Origin of the sequence: Gilliamella sp. CG22 (assembly GCF_046635725.1) — a bacterium.
GTDB classification, from domain to species: domain Bacteria; phylum Pseudomonadota; class Gammaproteobacteria; order Enterobacterales; family Orbaceae; genus Gilliamella; species Gilliamella apicola_I.
On the sequence record NZ_JBIDFK010000002.1, the window covers coordinates 329,716 to 346,917 of the forward strand.

Here is a 17,202-nt window from a genome sequence, read left to right on the forward strand (position 1 = left end):
GATAGAGTAAAGTACAAATAAATAGTCCAATATATAAACTAAGCATGATTAACATAGGCATAATGATTGGCTCTCATTATTGAATATTTGATTGTACATTCAGTCGACGGAACAGATTGATGTTGATATTTTAACAGCCAAACTATCACAAATTCATTGCATTATATATCACAATAAATTAATGTAAATTTGTTCAGATATGACGTCAATTACGTTTCAATAAACTTACAATATCTTCTTGTTTCTCTTCTTCATCTTCAAAATCATCAACACTATAACCGAGTTGCTGCATCAATTCATCGATACGATTTAATTTAGTATCGAGATATGTTTGTTGCTCTTTTGTTAATTGGCTTCCACTTTCGACTAAATCAAGTAATTGCTCTAATTTAGGATCGTTTTCCAGTTGTTCCAATTCTTGCTCGGGTGATAAAACTAATTTTTGCGTTTTCGGTTGTTTGATTTTATTGGTCGATTTCACTGATTCATCAACAATTAACGAAATCGGTTTTTTACTACCAATGCGCGGATCTTTAACGGTTTTAGCAGTTGGTTTATTTTTTTTGGTTTCATTATTGAAACGAGAACCACTTGGTAAGCCTTTATGTTTGCGTTTTCGCTTGAGTGCCCAAGATTCTTCATTAATCTCTTGACGGGTTTTTTTCGGTTTTTGTTTCGATTTGGTTTTTAACATATAATCTCTGTTTAATATTAGGACAAATATTTATTTAGGCTATTTTATCAGTAAGTCTTCAATATAGCTACGATCATGCATTAATGCTAATTTATGATTGTAAAAGTTAAGATTTATGTATAATCTTAACCCAATCAATTTAAATAGATGGAATTTGAGAACACGACATGATGAAAAATCATCTTAGTCCCTATATGCAATTTAGCCGCCAAGAATGGGCTAGTTTGCGTAATGCTGAACCCATGACATTAACCCCTGAAGAACTGACCTCATTGCAAGGGATTAATGAAGATTTGTCCATAGATGAAGTCAGCGAAATTTACTTACCCTTATCCCGATTGCTCAACTATTATATTAATAATAGTTTTAGCCGTCAGGCTGTTCTTGCTAAATTTTTAGGTAAAACCCAAAAAATCCCTTACGTTATCGGTATAGCAGGGAGTGTAGCAGTAGGTAAAAGTACGACTGCACGTGTTTTACAAGCACTATTAAGTCGTTGGCCTGAACATCGAAAAGTTGCATTAGTCACCACGGATGGTTTTTTATATCCTAATAAATATCTTGAAGAGCGTGGCATGATGAACAAAAAAGGCTTTCCACAATCTTATGATATTAAAAGGTTGATCAATTTTGTTGCTGATGTAAAATCAGGTCAATCTCAAGTTAAAGCACCCGTCTATTCACATCTGGTTTATGATATTGTTGATAATGAAGAAATCGTTATAGATAGTCCTGATATTCTCATTTTAGAAGGATTAAACGTATTACAAGGAACCTTAAATTTTACACAAAATACCAACCGAGTCTTTGTTTCAGATTATGTTGATTTTTCGATCTATGTTGATGCAGATTTGTCGCTTCTACATGATTGGTATGTGAATCGTTTTTTAAAATTTCGAGCTGGCGCCTTTAGTGATCCTAACTCATATTTTAATCACTATTCACAGCTTCCAGAGCAAGAAGCGATAAATATCGCTAATCGTCTTTGGCGAGAAATCAATGAATTAAATTTGATCGAAAACATTTTACCGACAAGAGAGCGAGCAAGTTTAATATTAACGAAAGGCAAAAACCATAAAGTCGATTGTGTTCAATTAAGAAAATAAACTTAAGAGGAATTATTATGAAATCAACAATTAAGTCGTCTGTAAGTAAATTAACACTGCTTTCTTTTTTAACAACCCTTACATTAGGTGTTTGTGCCGCAAACGTTGATGATCATGAAGGGCAAACCTGTGCCGGCAAAAAAGAGGCAATTGAAGCACAAATTACTGAAGCTCAAAAAACAGATAATGTTGAACGTGTTCAAGGATTAGAAAAAGCATTGTTAAATGTCAAAATGCATTGTAAAGATGATAATTTAGAAGCCGAATACAAAAAGAATATTACTGATAAGACTGAAAAAGTGGCAGAAAGGCAAAAAGATTTAGCAGAGGCAAAACTCAAAGGTGATAACCAAAAAATTGCCGAAAAAACCGCAAAATTAAATGATGCTGAAAAAGAACTTGCGGAAGCTAAAGATAAATTGGACAACTTCTACAAAGCAGTGAAATCGAAATAAATCTTAATTTTTAGCTTTTATTAAGATTATCCTCCAAATTTGTCATCATCAAAATAGTGATAACGTTGTGAGTTATCCCGTTGATGATGACAACTTTCTTATTCAACACGCATTGCTATTGTCTAACCAAAATGACCCTATTTTCAAGCAAATTAAGTTAACTTAGCGTTTAACGCCGTTATGCTAAGTGATTAAGCAATAGGCTAGACTTTTATCACAAAAAAAGGTAAGGTGTGCGCCTTATCACGTGGTTCGTAAACCTCCCACGCAAAAAAACTAAGGAAAATTATGAGTAACGTTACACTACTAGGCGATCAGTCTGTTCGCTATCCTACAACTTATTGTCCAGAAATTCTGGAAACCTTTGATAATAAACATCCTGATAATGACTATTTTGTAAAATTCAATTGTCCGGAATTTACCAGTCTTTGTCCTATCACCGGTCAACCTGATTTTGCAACGATCTACATTTCGTATGTACCGAATATCAAAATGGTCGAAAGTAAATCACTTAAGCTTTATATGTTCAGCTTCCGTAATCATGGTGATTATCATGAAGATTGCATTAATATCATCATGAAAGATCTGATTAAATTAATGGATCCCAAATACATCGAAGTCTGGGGTAAGTTTACGCCTCGAGGTGGTATTTCTATTGATCCTTATGCTAATTACGGTAAAACCGGTACTCACTGGGAACAAATTGCGCTTAATCGTTTAGCTAATCACGATCTTTATCCTGAAAAAGTCGATAATCGCTAATCTCATCAGCCTAACAGGAATTTTTTAATGCAACATCGTAAAGCACTTGTGATATTTTCGGGTGGGCAAGATTCGACCACTTGCCTGCTGCAAGCCATTGCTGATTATGGACGTGAAAACGTTGAAACAATCAGCTTTCAATACGGTCAACGACATGCCATTGAGCTTGAAAAAGCCAAATGGATTGCTGACGACCTTGGTGTAAAGCAAACCCTCATTGATACTTCAGTGATCAAACAAACGACCAATAATGCCTTGATTGATGACTCACAAGAAATCAAAGCCGCTCAAGAAGGGAATTATCCGAATACCTTTGTTGACGGGCGTAATATGCTATTTTTATTGTTAGCGGGGTGTTATGCCAAACAACACGCTATTCAAGATATTATTATTGGCGTATGTGAAACTGATTTTAGTGGTTATCCGGATTGTCGAGATATCTTTATTAAATCCATGAATGTATCGATGAATTTAGCCTTGGATTACACGTTTAACATCATCACCCCTTTAATGTATCTGACTAAAGCGCAAACATGGGAAATGGCTGATAAACTCGGTTATCTTGATTATATTCGACAACACACTCACACTTGTTATTACGGGGTTGACGGCGGATGTGGTCAGTGCCCAAGTTGTGAGCTACGTGAAAAAGGGTTAAATCAATATTTAACCGATGTCACAAAATAGTCGTGTCTGGCGGTTAAATGGACGCAGGCAAATCATCAACGATTATTTTGTATAAAAAGTATTTTTGTATAACAAGTTAACAATATTAAATATCGATGTAATTAAATTCAGGTAATCCGACATTTTTAACCTTAATTACATTATTTTTATGTTAAACATCATGGGTTCTCTCACCCCATTCAAAAAAGGAAACGAATATGTATTTGAATATTCACTCAGACTCATTACAGAAAAAATTTACTCCAGCTCAGCAGCGTAAAGCACTTTGTTGGCTCTCTTTTTTTCATATCTTAGTTATTGCATCAAGCAATTATTTGGTACAAATCCCGTTTGATATCTTCGGTTTTCATACCACATGGGGAGCATTTACCTTTCCATTTATCTTTTTAACCACCGATTTAACCATTCGGGTATTTGGTGCCAGCCTTGCCAGAAAAATTATCTTTGTTGTCATGATACCGGCCTTACTGTTTTCTTATTCTATTTCGGTTGTATTTTTCGAAGGGCATTGGATGGGATTTTCAGCGTTGTGTGATTTTAACAGTTTTGTCTTTCGTATTGCATTAGCCAGTTTTGCTGCTTATTTGGTTGGGCAACTGATGGATATTACCGTGTTTAATTATTTACGAAAAAATAAAGCGTGGTGGGTTGCGCCTTCGGCGTCAGCGGTATTAGGTAATGGTATTGATACTATTGTCTTTTTTGCTATTGCCTTTTATCAAAGTAACGACGAATTTATGGCGAATCATTGGATCGAAATAGCCTCGATTGACTATAGCTTTAAAATTTTAATTTGTGGATTATTCTTCTTACCCCTTTATGGTGTTATTTTAAATTTTTTAATGAAAAGATTAATGACGTTAGCTAGCGCCAATTCATAATTTTGTTCGCTTTTGTAACGAAGCGCCTTCCACTATTTACAAAACTCATTTATTTTCATGAATAAATGAGTTTTGTCTCTTCATCTAATGGCAATGATTTCTATTAACAATATGTTTTAATAAAAGATAATTTTTTTATCAGACATAGTCGAAGGAGTGGCTTTGTCTTTAAAAACAACTTTTGCCAAACGTTTTTAGGCAGTGCATAATATAGATAATCGAAAAATGTTGATAATGTAATATTTGGAATAGAAAATAGGTGAAAAATAATGAGCTTTATTAAAGGGTTAAGCGTGTTGAGCTTAATTTTGGTTTTAATCGGTTGTGATAATAATAATAAATCTTCATCGATAGCTAATGAAAACAAAGATAGTCAGACAACAGCTCAATCTGTCAATGACAATACTTCAAAGATTAATTCGAATCAAAATAATCAAACTCAAAGTATATTTACTGTTACTCCTGAGTTAAAAGAAAAATATAAAAATAACCCTTTTACTGTCCTTGATACCTCAGAAATGATACTTGATGGTTCGAGTACTTTAGTTGTTACGTTTTCTGTTCCGGTTAACCCTAAACTCAATTTTTCCAATCTTCTAAGACTTGTCGATAAGGAAAAAGGAACGGTTGATGGCGCATGGGAGCTTTCAAATAACGGTTTGGAATTAAGGCATCGATTCCTTGAACCGAATCGTAAGTTAACTTTGACCATTGATAAAATGCTATCTGCTATCAATGATAAGAGTTTATCCTCAGTATATCAAATTGAAATTAATACCCAAAATCGTGAGCCTTTTATCGCTTTTTCAAGTAGTGGAGTATTATTACCCAGCAAATCCATGAATGGTTTACCGGTTACGACACTGAATATTGATAAAGTCGATATAAATTTTTATCGAATCAAACCAGAAAAGTTAGCTAAATTTATTACGAATTACGGATTTATAAACCGTTATTATACTTGGCGTTCACAAAATTTTGAAGAATATATGGATTTATCTTTTTCTTCAAGGTTTGATCTGAATCCTAAACCAAATACTCAAGAAACATTATTACTGGATTTATCTAAGTTTTCAGAAATAAATAAAGAAGGCATTTATCTTGCAATAATGGATAAAGCTGGATCTTATAATGATGAATTGCCTGCCACATTATTTTCAATCAGTAATATTGGGATAGCTATTCATGCTTACAACAATGGTAAATTATTGGTGATGACTCATGGATTAGATAATGGCAAACCGTTACCAAACATAAATTTATCGCTACTTTGTGTTAATTCCTCAAATGACAACAATAATAATTGTAATACCCTTTCATTCCAAACGAATAATGAAGGTTTTGCTGAGATCACATTACCAGAAGGATCTAATTATTCTTTATTAACAGCCGATGATGGAAGCCAGACTTCATTTGTCACCATTAATCGTAATGCCCTAAATTTAACGGACTTTAATCTATCTGGTTCAACTTTTTATTCAAAACAATTATTTATTTTTGGGCCTCGCGATTTATATCGTCCCGGTGAAAAGGTTTATTTTAACGCATTATTACGTGATGCTGACGGACAACAATTACCTGATCAACCAATCATGGTTGAGGTGCTCTCTTCTGACGATAATGTTATAGCAAGTGGTTACGTAAAAAAAGAACCAGACACGCATGGTTTATATCAAGTTGAGTTCACGATACCAAATGATGCGCCAACAGGTAAATGGTCACTTCGTATTAATGTCGGTGATGACAACTATCGTTTTTCTTATTTTAAAGTAGAAGAGTTCCTGCCCGAAAGAATGGCAATGGAAATCAAAGCGCCTTCTAATGAACCTATATCATTTGATCAAGACGTGGAATTTAGTATAAAAGGTTGGTATCTCTATGGTGCACCCGCTTCTGGGAATAAATTGAATGGTAGGAACTATTATAAAAATTTAAGAACTGTTCAGGGATTAAATGATTTTAAAATCGGAAATGTTCAAGGTGAGACAGATTATACTGAGTTGTCCGAAATTGATGAAACTTTGGATAATAATGGTAAAACAGAAATCAAGCTTAGTGCAGATCAGTGGGCTCGTGTAAAAAAACCTATTAGAATCGTGACAAATATAAGTTTATTGGATTCGGGTGGAAGACCAGTTACTCGTTATGCAACTCAAGATATTTGGCCAGCAAATCAACTTCCCGCTTTACGTACTTTATTTAGCGACGAACCTTATTACAATTGGCAGATGGATACTTATAGTGAGCGTCCAACTGTTGACATTGGCGCATTAGCTGAGTTTGAAGTTGCTTACGTGAATAAGCAAGGTGAAAAACTCGCTACTAATAATTTAATAGCCCGTGTAGTGCGTGAGCGTCGAAATTATTATTGGTCTTGGTCTGATGGAAGTGGTTGGGAGCAACATTCAACTTTAAAAGAGTTTGTTGTTTCAGAAAATAGGATTTCCATTGATGAAAACGCTACAGCTAAAGTCAGCTATCAACCTGATGATTATGGGGCATATCGAATGGAAATTGTGGATCCAAATACCAATGTAGTAAGTAACATTCGTTTTTGGGCTGGCTATGACTGGGAAGATAATACTCAAGGTACAAATAATTTGCGTCCAGATCAGGTAAAATTGAGTATAGACAAAGCATTTTATTCGGTTGGTGATACAGCAAAAGTACACGTACAAGCGCCGGCTGCCGGTTCAGGTTACATATCACTTGAAACCAACGAAGGAACATTATGGAAAAAAGAAATTACCGTTGACGATGAAGGTCTTGAAGTTGAAATCCCAATTAATGATTGGAAACGTCACGATATTTATATAAATGCAATGATTATCCGACCATCGACGAATGCTGAAGTACAAACGGTTAAACGGGCGGTTGGTCTGCTTTATTTACCGTTAGACACGTCAAATCGTCAATTAAATATCCAGATTGACGCACCGAATAAAACCGAGCCAGAAAAAACCATTCCAATTAAAATAAGAATGGATAAACAAGCAATTAATAAAGATCAGACCGTAACAGTTTTAGTTTCTGCGGTAGATGCAGGCGTGTTGAATATAACTAATTTTGCAACGCCCGATCCTTATACCTCATTTTTAGGACGTAAACGATATGATGTTGATCAGTATGACGTATACGGCAAGTTAATTGAGGCAAAAGGACGAAACATTAAAATGAGTTTTGGTGGTGATGCGGTAGCCGCAGGCGGTAAAAGACCATTAACGGAAGTAAACATCGTTGCTCAACAACTCAAAACGATCCAATTAAATGAAGATGGTGAAGGAATTGTTGAGTTAGCATTACCAAATTTTAATGGAGAATTACGTTTAATGGCGCAAGCATGGGATGACAACCGCTTTGGTAAAGCTGAGCAAGCGATGATTGTTGCTTCTCCTGTGATTGCTGAATTGTCTATTCCTCGATTCATATCAGGTGGAGATCGTGCTGAATTAGCATTAGATATCCATAATTTGACTGATACAACTCAAACCATGAAAATTGATGTCGCAACCTCAGGACTGGTTTATCAAACGGAATCGAAATCTATCAATCTTAAGCTTGATACAAAGCAGAAAAATATTATTCAAATCCCTATTATTGCTGATTACGGCTATGGTCAAGGAACCATAACAGTCACCATAACAGGAATTAAATTGAATGATGGATCGGATTATAAAATCAACCGTTCATGGAAATTAGGAGTCAGGCCTGCCTATTCTGCAACTTACAAAAGTTATGTTGAAGCAATTGATGCAGGTGAAAGTTGGGTGCTATCCCCGTCTAATTTAGATAATTTAATTGATAATACTGTTAGCGCTCAATTAATTGTTTCTAATCAGCCACCGTTAAATGTTGCCCAATATATCAAAGAATTGTTTGCGTATCCTTATGGATGTCTGGAACAAACTACAAGTGGCTTATTTCCATCTTTATATGCTAATAGTGAACAGCTAGCTGCATTAGGCATCAAAACCGACTCGGATGAAGAACGTCGTCAAAATGTTCAATTAGGGATTTCTCGTATTTTATCAATGCAAAGAAGCAATGGTAGTTTTGGTCTTTGGAGTAGTGAAAGTAATGAGGAATATTGGCTTACTGTCTATGCTACTGATTTTCTACTTCAAGCTAAAGAACGAGGTTATCAAGTGAATGATAAAGCACTCAATTCAGCGATGACACGAATTGGAGAGTATATCTATTCCTCTTCAGTTCTTGATAACATGAGATATTATTATCAAAATTCAGATAGATATGATCATGTAGAGCTTTCGATAAAAGCTTATGCGTTAATGTTAATGGCAAAACAAGATAAAATTACTTCGATAATGCGTAATGAAATTAAAAATCTATCTCGAAAAATTATAGACAACAACATAGCGTTATCTCCACTACCTATAATGCAGTTAGCATTAACGGCAAAACTTACCGGTTATGAAGAATTATATCGAGCTTTGATGGAAGAAGTGAAAAATACAAATTACGAAAACGACATTAATTATTATGGTGATTACGGTAGTGAACTTCGTGATGACGCTTTAGTATTAGCTATTCTTGTTGAAAATAAAATTGGTACGAATTTGCAAACTGAATATCTATTTAAATTATCTGATTTATTAAGTGACAAACGTTATCTATCAACGCAAGAATTAAATTCACTGTTTATTGCGGGATGGTCGTTAGAACAAAGCAAAAGCACACAGAAGTTTAAAGTAGCAGTGAATAATGAAGTCAGTTCGGCTAGTGGGTCATTTAAACGTAATTTTAATTTTAACGATATAAATCACGGATTAACTATCAGTAACCCACAAAATGATAAACCGCTATATATTAAATTAACCGTATCAGGTTATGCTAAAACAGCACCTGCACCAACATCAAATGGGAACATCTTAAGGATCAGTCGAAGTTATTATGATATGAAAGGCAACCCTATTATTCCTACAGATGTAAAAGTGGGTACAATGATGCTTGTCATCTTAGATGTAAAATCGCGAGAAAGAATTCAAGATGCGTTAATTGTTGATTTCTTACCTGCTGGATTAGAATTGGAAAATCAAAATCTTATAGGCAGTAATGTCAGTTTAGATTCTATTCCTGGGTTAGCCAATTTACTCAATAATCAAGATAGTAGTCATATTCGTTATCAGCAATATCGTGATGATAGGTACGTAGCGGCTGTTGATATCCAAAATTATATCGGCAGAAATTTGTACGGTGAACGTATGGCTTATTTAGTTAGAGCAGTAACGCCAGGTAGCTATATGGTGCCTTCACCATTTGTTGAATCAATGTATCGTCCGGAAAGATTTGCGATTGGTCAAACACTAGATATGATGACAATATTTCAACCTAAAATTAAAAATGATTAGTAGTATAAACTCATTAAATTAATAATCTTTAAAACATCCGCCAAATAAAATTGGCGGTGTTTTTTGTGTAAAAATCTCTGTTAACTCCTGAAATTAGATAATGACAATGAAGATAATAAAACGCCTTTTTAAACTTCTTATTTGGCTATTCATTTTCGGATTTTTTGGGTTAATTATGTTTCTCATCGCTGATTACCTTTTTCCCATATCAATTTCAAAAAATAAACCTACTCAAACAATAGTTGCGCAAGACGGAACACCCTTGTGGCGATTTGCTGATGAAAATGGTATTTGGCGTTATTCCGTAAAACTCGATGAAGTCCCTGATTATTATCTGGATGTTTTATTAAATTACGAAGATCGCTATTTTTATGAACATGTTGGGATAAACCCTTTTTCTTTGCTTCGTGCTGCTTGGCAAAATATCAATAATGATAGAATTATATCTGGTGGTAGTACAATATCAATGCAAGTTGCCAGATTACTCTATCCTCATGAACGAACGCTTTCAGGTAAATTAAAGCAAATATTTCGAACTTTACAACTTGAACTGCATTACAGTAAAAAAGAAATACTCACGCTATATATTAACCATGCTCCTTATGGGGGAACAATAGAAGGTATTGGTGCTGCGAGCTGGTCATATTTTGGTAAAAAACCCAGTGCGTTAACTCGTAGCGAAGCTGCTTTATTAGCGGTTTTACCCCAAGCGCCAAGCCGATTAAGACCGGATAAATACCCAGAACGAGCTAAACAAGCACGCGACAAAGTCTTGGATCGCCTAGCAACATATCATGTCTGGACACCTGCAATTATTGAGCAAGTTAAGCAAGATGAAGTGTGGGTACATCCTCGCAAATCCCCACAACTTGCCCCATTGCTATCTTATCGTTTAAAGCAGCAATATCCTAATGATGAAATTATTCATTCAACTATTGATCCTTCACTTCAATATCATCTTGAAGATATGGTATTAAACCGCAAAAAACAGTTACCCCCTAAAACATCGCTTGCGATATTAGTTGTCGATCATACTGATATGACGGTGAAAGCATATTTAGGATCAGCGGATTTTAATGATAAAGAACGCTTTGGACAGATTGATATGATTAAAGCACTACGATCACCAGGCTCAACATTAAAACCCTTTATCTATGCTTTTGCGATTGATGATGGAATGATTCATTCTGAATCTTTACTGCAAGATGTGCCGCGTATAAGTACTGATTATCGACCCACTAATTTTGACGAAGATTTTAACGGGCCCGTCAGCGCCTCAAATGCACTGCGAAAATCCCTTAATCTTCCGGCAGTACAACTTATTGAACTCTATGGTCCAAAACGATTTGCAGCTAAACTTTTTAGCGTGGGGTTGCCATTGATTTCACAAGGCAACAATCCTAATATCGCTTATATTTTAGGTGGGGCTTCGTTAAGAATGGATAATTTAGTGAGTGCTTACAGTGCCTTTGCTCGTCAAGGTGAAGTTAGCCCTTTAAGATTTACTCAAAATGAACCTATCATTAATCAACCGTTTATTTCTGAGGGTAGTGCATGGATCACAAAACAAATGCTTATTAATAATAATCGCGTTTATTATAAAACAGGCACCAGCTATGGATATCGAGACGCATGGGCTGTCGGCATCAATCCTCGTTACTTAATTGGAGTATGGGTTGGTCGTCCTGACGGAACACCAGTAATAGGTCAATATGGTGCAATTACCGCTACCCCAATTTTGCAACAAGTAAACTCAATATTATTAAATAAAGAAAATCGAATTAATCGACCGTTACCAATTTCGGTTAAACCGGACTCGGTCACATCAGAAAAAATATGTTGGCCTACTGGACAAATATTACCTGTAACAGATGATAATTGTCACCGTCAAAAAACGGCTTGGGTATTAAATAACATGATTCCACCAACGCAAAATTCATTAAATGAACTTAAAACTATTTATCGCACTGGTTGGATAAATGTATGGATTAATGATCAAGGAAAACGTGTTGCGCCTGATTGTGCTGGTGCTCAGAAAAAAACAATAGCACTTTGGCCTATAGCACTGGAAAACTGGTTATTACCGAAAGAGCGAAGAAATTCACTTATTCCACCAATCGATAAAGATTGTCCTATAATGGAAAAAAATATTTTTTCTACACTAACGATTATCGGATTGAAAAACCAGCAATTTGTTAAATCGCTACCGGGACAAAATCAAATAAATATCGAACTGTTTGCCGAAGGTGGAGTGGGCGAAAAATGGTGGTTTCTAGATGGAGAACTTGTTGCCCAATCAACTGATAATGATAAAATCGCATTAACAATCGTTAAAAAAGGACAACATCGATTATTATTACTCGATGAAAGTGGACAAATAACACGAATCCAATTTACTTCAGATTAACAAGGATAACGCACAATGGCTATTGAACGTACTTTATCAATTATTAAACCCAATGCCATAAAAAAACATTTAATGGGCGAAATAGAAACTCGAATAACTCAAGCAAATCTTAATATCATTGCAATAAAAATGCTTAAATTGACCCAAACACAAGCAGAAGGTTTCTATGCCGAACATCAAGGAAAACCGTTTTTCAATAACTTAATTAAATTTATGATTTCTGGTCCGATTATAGTACAAGTATTAGAGGGTGAAAATGCTATCAAACGTTATCGTGATCTTATGGGCCCAACGGATTTATCAAAAGCCCCTACAGGCACATTACGTGCAGATTTTGCTGACAACGTAACTGAAAATGCCGTTCATGGTTCTGACTCATTATCATCAGCTGAAAAAGAAATTGCCTATTTTTTTGTGGACAGTGAAATTGTCGGCAGCGACCATGTTTCCCCGCATACACAAAGATAAATCACCAATATACCCCAAATTACATAGCGTTAAAACAAAATGATAAAACACCTTTTCTTATCTATTTTTTTATTTCTGGTAGGTAGTTATACAACAAATAGTGAAGCTAATAATCTAAAAAAGTTTTCAATAAACTTTATAGAAGAAAAAAGCAGCGCAGAAGAATTCCGTCATATGAAAAAAATTTATGACCCAATGATTGAAAAAAATGATAAAAGATTCATAAAAACAGAATCATACCTAAAAGTGAATAATAAAACCTATATAAATAATTTGAACGATAACGAATCCATGAAAATTCATGACTATTATGGTTATTGGAAGCCCTTGAATAAGGATATTATTACAGTTTCATCTTATGAAGATAGCGAGGTTAAAATTCAGGATAACAAAAATAATACCATTACTTTACAAGGAATACCCTATATAAATAAGGCAAAAACGCATTTTACTACCTTTTATTTAGATTATGAAGGATCAAAATCAATTATAGACTTATATAAGATTAATCATGATCATATAGAGCATAATTTTTGTTTCGAAACAGAAAAATGGATTATTTGGGATTTGGTTTGGAATGACAATATTCTATACATAAAAGTCACGGATACTATATGGAACGAAAAAGGTTCTTTTAGTACTGATTATAAATATAAAAAATTAATTATTGAGAAACTTAATTAACCCCCCAATGAAAACAGTAAAAGCTATCTTATTGTTACCTCTAAAAGCATAACACCTTTTATTAAAGGTCAAAGAATAATATAGATTGACCTTAAAATTTAGGGCATGTGACTAAATATACAAAACAAAAGGGTCATAGAGTATAGTAATCAAAAAAACTCGTTACAATAGTGTAATTGTTACCACAAGGAATATCCTTCTATAAATAATAATAATCTAGATGAGAAAACGCATATTTTAAGTGGGACATGGCTAAATTTCATCTAAAAAATAAAAATATAAGGACTCGATTATTACCCAGTAAAGAGATAATAAGCCAAAAATTTACACAGTTAAGCCATGCCACAGAAAAATGACTAAGGAATATGCCGATCAACTCACTATTGCGTGGTGCGAACAAAAATTACAGAAAAGAATGTCGTACAAAATTCCTTACAAATTACGCTTAACATGATGATAATATTATAAATTTAAGCCGATAATGCTTAACTATTAATTGCTTGAAAAAACATCAAAAAATTTGGTGGATTTTTTCACCTTGCTATTTTAATTAATAAACAATGGGTTATAATAAGGGTGTTCCCTGTATACACAGGGATAAACCGGGCGTTAAATAATGTCATCATCATTAGATTTTGTGTTCCCTGTATACACAGGGATAAACCGATTTAATCCGTGATTCAGTGAACAACGATCAGGTGTTCCCTGTATACACAGGGATAAACCGGGAAATAAATCATGAATTTACGAGAAATTATAGTGTTCCCTGTATACACAGGGATAAACCGCTCGGGGAGGATTGACGGCGTTGTCTCACTAGCGTGTTCCCTGTATACACAGGGATAAACCGTTGTATTTTATAGGGAGACTTGAAGATCTCATGTGTTCCCTGTATACACAGGGATAAACCGCCCGATCTATATTTAGGTCGGTACCCTCGATGGTGTTCCCTGTATACACAGGGATAAACCGTACACATCGCGTTATTGTCCATAGAGTTGAATGTGTTCCCTGTATACACAGGGATAAACCGCTATTGATGGCAGCATAGTACTCATTGGCGTAGTGTTCCCTGTATACACAGGGATAAACCGGGGGGCTGGTTGCCTGTACTGAAACGCGCAACGTGTTCCCTGTATACACAGGGATAAACCGCGCGTGCAGGCGCAGTATACGTTTAGCGCGGGGGTGTTCCCTGTATACACAGGGATAAACCGCGTAAAGTTATCGCGGAGGAATTCGAAATTCAGTGTTCCCTGTATACACAGGGATAAACCACCTAATATAGTTATCTATCCAACCTAACCTAGGGTGAACTAAATCTGCCGACTATAGGCTTTTTACATTTCACTATAGGTCAAGCAAGCAACCCAACCCAACCCAAACCAATAAAACGGTGACCAAACAATTGGATCAACAGACCATTACGATGACATGTGTGATGTTAACTGACATGGTAAATACAAATTATATTATTGAAAAAATTTGAAAAGTTGTATTTAATTTGTTAAGTTATGCTTTTTATAAATTTTAAGTTACAGGAAATATCACATGAAAAAAGTAGTTTTTAGCGCCATCCTTGCTTGTATTGGTTTTAATGTCTCAGCAAATGAAAATGCAAAAAGAATCATTGAATTTTTAATAGAAGATGATATAGCTGTGTTCAGAGCGAATGGAAAATCAGGTTTTATGGATGCAATCCCAACGGTTAATGCCGGACAGCTAATTAAAGAATATGGTGATAATCAATATGTTTATGAAAAAAAATATGATAAAAATTTGGTTAATATTAAAACAGTTGCATCAGGAGTAAAAACCAGTTTGACAGGCGATCCCTATGTAGTAGCAAATGGAAAAAATCAATTTGAATATGTTTCGCTTGAATTAAAAAATAAAGATGATGCCATGAATATCAATAAAGGAACTAAGCTTGATATGATTTGTCTTGGCTCTAAAAATAATGTCATTTTTCCTTCGTTGAAAAGTTGCGTAACCGCTGATAGTTATTTCGATAAGTTCCTCAATTCAGTAATGAGCGATCTAAATAAATTAAATATAAATGATAAACCATCAAATAAACTTGAGGCTGTTTATTTAGCAATGTGGGAATTCGATAAGCAAAAACCAAATACATTAGAGAAATTTAAAACAGCTGAGGATTTTGAAAAAAATCAAGCAGATTTCATCGAAATTATGACATTAGCACAGACTAAAGCGAAAGATGGGGTCAAAAAATTTACATTACCAAAACCATAAAAAAGCCCTTTTAGGGCTTTTTTTCTATGCTAGTTAAATGTTTTACGCAATTCAATAATAAACGTTACACCAATATTATGTAGAATAATAAAATATTAAACAAAACTAAACGATATTTTCACTTAAATGATATAAACAAATGAATTGGTATCAAATATGTATGGAAAGAGCAATAAGATTAAATAATACAAAGAGGTATAATGCACGGTAATTTGTCATTAACTTTTAACCAATCGATTACAAACATATGATGATTGCAAATTGGTTGGTAGACAAAAAAATTACAAGAACGTGTATTGTAAAAAGCTCCTTATAAATCATATTTAACAGTTTGATTAAATTATAAATTTAAGCTGTTATTGCTCAATTCTTAATTGCTCAAAAAAGAATCAAAAAAATCGGTAGAATTTTACACCTCCTTATTTTAATTAATAAACAATAAGTTATAATAATAGTGTTCCCTATATACATAGGGATAAACCGGAAACAATGAACAATGAAACTAACCGAACATTGTGTTCCCTATATACATAGGGATAAACCGCCGTGATGAAATGCTTTCAAAAATAGCATCTGGTGTTCCCTATATACATAGGGATAAACCGGCGCATGGTATTACAAAAAATCTCGCAGACGGGTGTTCCCTATATACATAGGGATAAACCGAATCTTTAATTATTCAATGTTTTGTATTTGAAGTGTTCCCTATATACATAGGGATAAACCGAGTGCTGTATGACTCAGACCCGATCTACGTCCGTGTTCCCTATATACATAGGGATAAACCGATCATTTTTAAAATGGGTCGGGGGAAAATCACGTGTTCCCTATATACATAGGGATAAACCACATTAACGACAAATCATTTTTTGAGGTTTCTTCTAAAGCTTCAATAATTGATCTACCTAAAATTTACACTATTTTATATTAATAAATAGTGGTGAATACCAAGCTTAATCTTAAACACTTAACACAGCTATACATTTAATTTAATTCTAAATTATGCTAAAAAAAATTGCATTTAATTGTAAAACAATGTAATTTAGAACTTTAAAATTTTTATCAAAATTAAAATTCAAAAATAACTAAAAACAAAACTATAATTTCTAGGAATGATATGGATATAAGGCAGCTGTTTTCGGATTGTTTCAACGTGCAATCAAATAACCGATTACCCATTTATGGTAATTTCTGGCATTATCGTGATGATTGGTATTTCAATTTACAATCATTATCACATCAATTTCTTGATTCTTTTCTGATTATCGATACCCTCAATTATTCCAACTTAAGCAACCAAAATCATTATCACCTAAATAACGTTGGAAAGCTGACTAACCAGTCCGACACATCAGCAAAGGAGTAACCCATGGCGAACAAAATAACTACCCTTATCAATCAAGTCGGTGAAGGTTTACTGAATGAATTAACGG

General features: G+C 34.3%; 12 protein-coding genes, 2 CRISPR repeat arrays and 1 riboswitch. Of the genes, 11 read left to right on the top strand and 1 reads right to left on the bottom strand.

The annotated features are described in order from the left end of the window. Positions 1 to 205: 205 nt before the first annotated feature. Positions 206 to 694, bottom strand: coding sequence for a Der GTPase-activating protein YihI (gene yihI, locus ACGH46_RS03195; RefSeq protein ID WP_411604126.1), 489 nt, complete (start codon positions 692 to 694; stop codon positions 206 to 208). Positions 695 to 861: 167 nt separating this feature from the next. Between yihI and coaA the strand changes: the two genes are divergently transcribed. The 11 genes from coaA to ACGH46_RS03250 all read left to right on the top strand — a co-directional run bounded on the left by coaA (position 862) and on the right by ACGH46_RS03250 (position 17,135). Then, positions 862 to 1,800 (top strand): type I pantothenate kinase, encoded by a 939-nt coding sequence (gene coaA, locus ACGH46_RS03200; RefSeq protein WP_411604128.1) that lies wholly within the window; start codon positions 862 to 864, stop codon positions 1,798 to 1,800. Between the two features lie 17 nt (positions 1,801 to 1,817). Beyond that, positions 1,818 to 2,255 (top strand): DUF1090 domain-containing protein, encoded by a 438-nt coding sequence (locus ACGH46_RS03205; RefSeq protein WP_267361285.1) that lies wholly within the window; start codon positions 1,818 to 1,820, stop codon positions 2,253 to 2,255. A 241-nt stretch (positions 2,256 to 2,496) separates the two neighbouring features. Next, positions 2,497 to 2,541, top strand: a riboswitch (PreQ1 riboswitch). A 2-nt stretch (positions 2,542 to 2,543) separates the two neighbouring features. Continuing rightward, the gene (queF, locus tag ACGH46_RS03210) at positions 2,544 to 3,017 is read left to right on the top strand and encodes a preQ(1) synthase (RefSeq protein ID WP_411604131.1); all 474 of its coding nucleotides are present in this window, start codon (positions 2,544 to 2,546) and stop codon (positions 3,015 to 3,017) included. Between the two features lie 27 nt (positions 3,018 to 3,044). After that, complete coding sequence (gene queC / locus ACGH46_RS03215) at positions 3,045 to 3,704, top strand: 7-cyano-7-deazaguanine synthase QueC (RefSeq protein WP_411598814.1); 660 nt, start codon at positions 3,045 to 3,047, stop codon at positions 3,702 to 3,704. 197 nt (positions 3,705 to 3,901) lie between these two features. Next, a complete protein-coding gene (locus tag ACGH46_RS03220) occupies positions 3,902 to 4,585 on the top strand; it encodes a 7-cyano-7-deazaguanine/7-aminomethyl-7-deazaguanine transporter (protein WP_267351431.1) in 684 nt (227 codons plus the stop codon). Between the two features lie 269 nt (positions 4,586 to 4,854). Continuing rightward, complete coding sequence (locus tag ACGH46_RS03225; RefSeq protein ID WP_411604133.1) at positions 4,855 to 9,954, top strand: MG2 domain-containing protein; 5,100 nt, start codon at positions 4,855 to 4,857, stop codon at positions 9,952 to 9,954. A 175-nt stretch (positions 9,955 to 10,129) separates the two neighbouring features. After that, positions 10,130 to 12,361, top strand: a complete 2,232-nt coding sequence (gene pbpC, locus ACGH46_RS03230; protein WP_411604136.1) for a penicillin-binding protein 1C — start codon at positions 10,130 to 10,132, stop codon at positions 12,359 to 12,361. A 15-nt stretch (positions 12,362 to 12,376) separates the two neighbouring features. Continuing rightward, positions 12,377 to 12,829, top strand: a complete 453-nt coding sequence (ndk, locus tag ACGH46_RS03235) for a nucleoside-diphosphate kinase (RefSeq protein ID WP_411590872.1) — start codon at positions 12,377 to 12,379, stop codon at positions 12,827 to 12,829. 39 nt (positions 12,830 to 12,868) lie between these two features. Beyond that, positions 12,869 to 13,513, top strand: coding sequence for a hypothetical protein (locus tag ACGH46_RS03240; RefSeq protein ID WP_411604138.1), 645 nt, complete (start codon positions 12,869 to 12,871; stop codon positions 13,511 to 13,513). A 576-nt stretch (positions 13,514 to 14,089) separates the two neighbouring features. Then, a CRISPR array of direct repeats spans positions 14,090 to 14,791; the repeat unit is 29 nt; unit sequence GTGTTCCCTGTATACACAGGGATAAACCG. A gap of 273 nt (positions 14,792 to 15,064) precedes the next feature. Beyond that, positions 15,065 to 15,769: an OB-fold protein gene (locus ACGH46_RS03245; RefSeq protein ID WP_267351439.1), complete on the top strand. Its 705-nt coding sequence runs from the start codon at positions 15,065 to 15,067 to the stop codon at positions 15,767 to 15,769. 454 nt (positions 15,770 to 16,223) lie between these two features. Further along, positions 16,224 to 16,618: a CRISPR direct-repeat array (repeat unit 29 nt; unit sequence GTGTTCCCTATATACATAGGGATAAACCG). A 268-nt stretch (positions 16,619 to 16,886) separates the two neighbouring features. Further along, entirely contained in the window at positions 16,887 to 17,135 is a 249-nt protein-coding gene (locus tag ACGH46_RS03250) for a hypothetical protein (protein ID WP_411604141.1), read from the top strand. Positions 17,136 to 17,202 lie beyond the last annotated feature (67 nt).

Coding starts and splice junctions, on each gene's coding strand:
- queF (WP_411604131.1), top strand. CDS start 2,544: ATGAGTAACGTTACACTACTAGGCGATCAGTCTGTTCGCTATCCTACA.
- ACGH46_RS03205 (WP_267361285.1), top strand. CDS start 1,818: ATGAAATCAACAATTAAGTCGTCTGTAAGTAAATTAACACTGCTTTCT.
- pbpC (WP_411604136.1), top strand. CDS start 10,130: ATGTTTCTCATCGCTGATTACCTTTTTCCCATATCAATTTCAAAAAAT.
- ACGH46_RS03225 (WP_411604133.1), top strand. CDS start 4,855: ATGAGCTTTATTAAAGGGTTAAGCGTGTTGAGCTTAATTTTGGTTTTA.
- queC (WP_411598814.1), top strand. CDS start 3,045: ATGCAACATCGTAAAGCACTTGTGATATTTTCGGGTGGGCAAGATTCG.
- ndk (WP_411590872.1), top strand. CDS start 12,377: ATGGCTATTGAACGTACTTTATCAATTATTAAACCCAATGCCATAAAA.
- coaA (WP_411604128.1), top strand. CDS start 862: ATGATGAAAAATCATCTTAGTCCCTATATGCAATTTAGCCGCCAAGAA.
- ACGH46_RS03240 (WP_411604138.1), top strand. CDS start 12,869: ATGATAAAACACCTTTTCTTATCTATTTTTTTATTTCTGGTAGGTAGT.
- ACGH46_RS03245 (WP_267351439.1), top strand. CDS start 15,065: ATGAAAAAAGTAGTTTTTAGCGCCATCCTTGCTTGTATTGGTTTTAAT.
- ACGH46_RS03220 (WP_267351431.1), top strand. CDS start 3,902: ATGTATTTGAATATTCACTCAGACTCATTACAGAAAAAATTTACTCCA.
- ACGH46_RS03250 (WP_411604141.1), top strand. CDS start 16,887: ATGGATATAAGGCAGCTGTTTTCGGATTGTTTCAACGTGCAATCAAAT.
- yihI (WP_411604126.1), bottom strand. CDS start 694: ATGTTAAAAACCAAATCGAAACAAAAACCGAAAAAAACCCGTCAAGAG.